The organism is Methanospirillum sp. (genome assembly GCF_028679455.1).
In the GTDB taxonomy this organism is placed as follows: Archaea; Halobacteriota; Methanomicrobia; order Methanomicrobiales; family Methanospirillaceae; genus Methanospirillum.
Window position 1 is genome coordinate 1 of record NZ_JAJRBM010000014.1, and the last position, 3334, is coordinate 3334.

General features: G+C 43.3%; 2 protein-coding genes. Both read left to right on the forward strand.

Annotated features, from left to right (window positions below):
* Positions 1 to 777: 777 nt before the first annotated feature.
* Positions 778 to 2295 (forward strand): carboxylesterase family protein, encoded by a 1518-nt coding sequence (locus LUQ50_RS00390; RefSeq protein WP_300034451.1) that lies wholly within the window; start codon positions 778 to 780, stop codon positions 2293 to 2295.
* 110 nt (positions 2296 to 2405) lie between these two features.
* Positions 2406 to 3334, forward strand: a 929-nt coding sequence (locus LUQ50_RS00395) for an HAD-IC family P-type ATPase (RefSeq protein ID WP_300034453.1), incomplete at its 3' end; no start/stop codon positions are given.

The window sequence follows — 3334 nt, forward strand, 5'->3', positions numbered from 1 at the left end:
GTAAGATGAAGAAAAAGAACCGACCATTACTCTGCTAGTCCGTCGAAGCCAGGTGTGTGTGCTAACCAATCAAAGATAGCTCCCGGCTTCGCTATATTTTTTTATTTTCCAACATTTAGTGATTATGGTTCATACATCGTGATGAGATATGAAATTTTTTCCTGCAATTTTGCCTGAAACTAAAAGATGAGTCAATTTTTCCCGTTCAATACCCCGCCATAACCTGACAATTTAGAGATACTATGAAGTGCGTTTCAGTTGCACGGTTTAGAATAACCTCCGTTTCACTTCGGTCATTCTAAATCGTTATGCTTTGCACTATAATCTGATAGAAATTATTATAATCTTCTTAATCCTTCATTTTGAATCATCAAGACATTCGTTACTTTTTATCGAAAAAAAATGACCCTCATTATGAAATGGTTTTCTAATATTTTCAAATAGAAAGAGATCGGTATCTAGGCATATATATTCCGGTAAAAATCAAAAAATGAAATGATCCAGATTAGAGATATATTAATTATTAGATGTTATCAGAGATAGGGCCTTCTTTATTCATAGGAGTAATTAATGGGCTATTTGGCATCGAAAAACCTCGGGTTTAGGAGAGAACTATTGGATGTTTCGAATACGAAGTATTAACATGTTTTCCGAGATATTCACAAAAGTTCTATAGTTACTGGTGCGGATTACAAGGTGTTGCCTGGTTTCCTGAAGATTCATCCCTTTTGTGGAAACCAGACTCAAATGTCGGTAAGCAAGAGGAGATGCTGTCATATGAAAAAATGGAGAGTGATAAGTTCTGTTCTGGTAATCTGTCTGCTTATAATCGGATTTTCGGCCGGATCAACCCAGAATGGATCGGAACATGGTGTTGTGAAGACAGATGCCGGGTCAATTTCAGGAATACAGGAGAACGGGCTCAGGGTCTATCTCGGCATACCGTTCGCAGCTCCACCGACCGGTGACTTAAGATGGAAACCTCCTGCGCCTGTAAAGCCCTGGAATGGTGTCAAGGAAACAAAGGCATATTGTCTGGCCTGTCCCCAGCCGATCGCTGCGGATCCGAGTCTTAACATGAGCGAAGACTGCCTGTACCTCAATGTATGGACCCCGGCTAAGAGTGCAGACGAGAAACTCCCGGTAATGGTCTTTTTGTATGGGGGAGCATTTGGAAAGATTGCAGGCTCTATGCCGCTATATAACGGCACTGCTCTTGCAGAGAAAGGAGTTGTCGTCGTCATACCTAATTACCGGGTCGGAGCTCTAGGGTTCTTAGCTCATCCGGATCTGGATAGAGAGTCCGCATATAATAGTTCTGGCAATTATGGGCTTCTAGATCAGATTGCTGCTCTACAATGGGTTCAGCGTAACATCGAAGCCTTCGGTGGTGACCCGTCCAAGGTGACTATATTCGGACAATCAGCAGGAGGGGAAAGTATCCTTATACATCTTGCCAGCCCGATGAGTAAAAGGCTCTTTGAACAGGCAATCGTCGAGAGCGCCACGTTATGGGCGAATGGAGCAGAAATAGATGCTATCTATTCGAAAGCTGACGCTGAACAACTCGGGGAAACTTTTGCCAAAAGCCTTGGGTACTCCGGTCCGGATGCAATTACACAGATGAGGAGACTGAATTATCAGAATATAACAAACGCCACACCCTGGCCAAACTCCTCATTTCAGATCGTGAACTCCAAACATTTCGAGCCAACTATTGACGGATGGTTAATCCCTGATGCCCCAGACAATGTCTTCCGTCTCCACAATGAGACTCCGCTCCCTCTTATGATCGGACAGAATGCCGATGATGGGACCACACTTGCAGCAGATGCTAACATGACTGTTCCAGAGTATATAACATATATCCGCAACCGTTTCGGGAAGGATGCAGATTCTGTCCTCGCTAATTATCCTGCCAATTCGACGCAGGAGGTTCAGTATCGCCTTGAACAGATCATGACCCGTTATGACTTTGCTGATGCCGCGAAGTTCGTGGCGGGATCTATGTCAGATCTTGACAGGAACACGTACCTGTACCGATATTCCTATGTTCTTCCCGGGCAACCCTACGGGGCATTCCATGGTAGCGAGACCATTTTATTATTCAAGGTCCCGATACCCCCGAATCCTGAGAATACCTTAGTCTCGGATAACCTGATAGATCTCTGGATCCGTTTCGCCAAAACAGGTGATCCAATCGGTGGGATGGATGTTACATGGCCTCAATACACCCAGACGGATGATAGATATCTCGATATTAATAATATCCCTACGGTAAAGAGTGGATATTAGATCCTATTTTTTTGTTTAGATCCATGACAAATGATATGATCTCTGGAACAAACTATCACTCCATTCCGATTGATGACCTCTATATAGTTCTCAACTCGTCTGAAAAGGGATTGACATCGGAAGAGACTGAAGATCAAAGACAGTATTATGGCCGAAATGATATTGCCAGTACAAAGAGACCATCCCCGGTTCTTCAGTTTCTGGAACAGTTTAAAAATCCTCTTGTTCTCATTCTGCTTTTTGCAGCGGTTATCTCACTTATTGTAAACGAAGTCACCAACGCACTTATCATTATCAGTATCATCCTGATAAGTGTCATTCTTGATTTTTTCCAGAGGTATAAGGCCGAGACTGCAGCAGAGTTGCTCATCAAAAAAATCCTGACCAGAGCCAGTGTGAAAAGGGATGGAAAAGAACAGGAGATTCCTATCGTCGACCTCGTACCTGGTGACATTATCTCCCTCAAAGCAGGTGATATGATCCCTGCTGATGCCAGATTAATAAAAACCCGCGATTTCTTTGTGAATGAATCATCATTAACCGGTGAGCCCTATCCGGTGGAAAAGAATGACGTGCGTTCGGATGAAAATAAACCAATATCCGAAGCAGAGAATTATGTATTTCTTGGAACCTCTGTCATCAGCGGAATGGCAGAGGCGATCATTACGAAAACCGGTCTCTCTACAGAATATGGGAAAATAGCAAAGAAACTGGTAGAAAGGCCGCCGGAAACAGAATTTGAGCATGGTCTCAAACAATTCAGTTACCTGATGTCAAAGTTCGTGTTCAGCCTTGTTATCATTGTCTTTTTTATTAATTCTTTATTTAAACAGGATATTCTGCAGTCACTTCTCTTCTCGGTAGCACTTGCTGTCGGGATGACTCCTGAGCTCCTCCCCATGATCTTGTCATTGAATATGACAAAAGGGGCGATTGCCATGTCTGCAAAAGGTGCCATCGTGAAACATCCCGAGTCTATTCAGAACTTCGGGAGTATGGATATTCTCTGCACAGATAAGACAGGCACGCTGACTGATAA

Coding starts and splice junctions, on each gene's coding strand:
- LUQ50_RS00390 (WP_300034451.1), top strand. CDS start 778: ATGAAAAAATGGAGAGTGATAAGTTCTGTTCTGGTAATCTGTCTGCTT.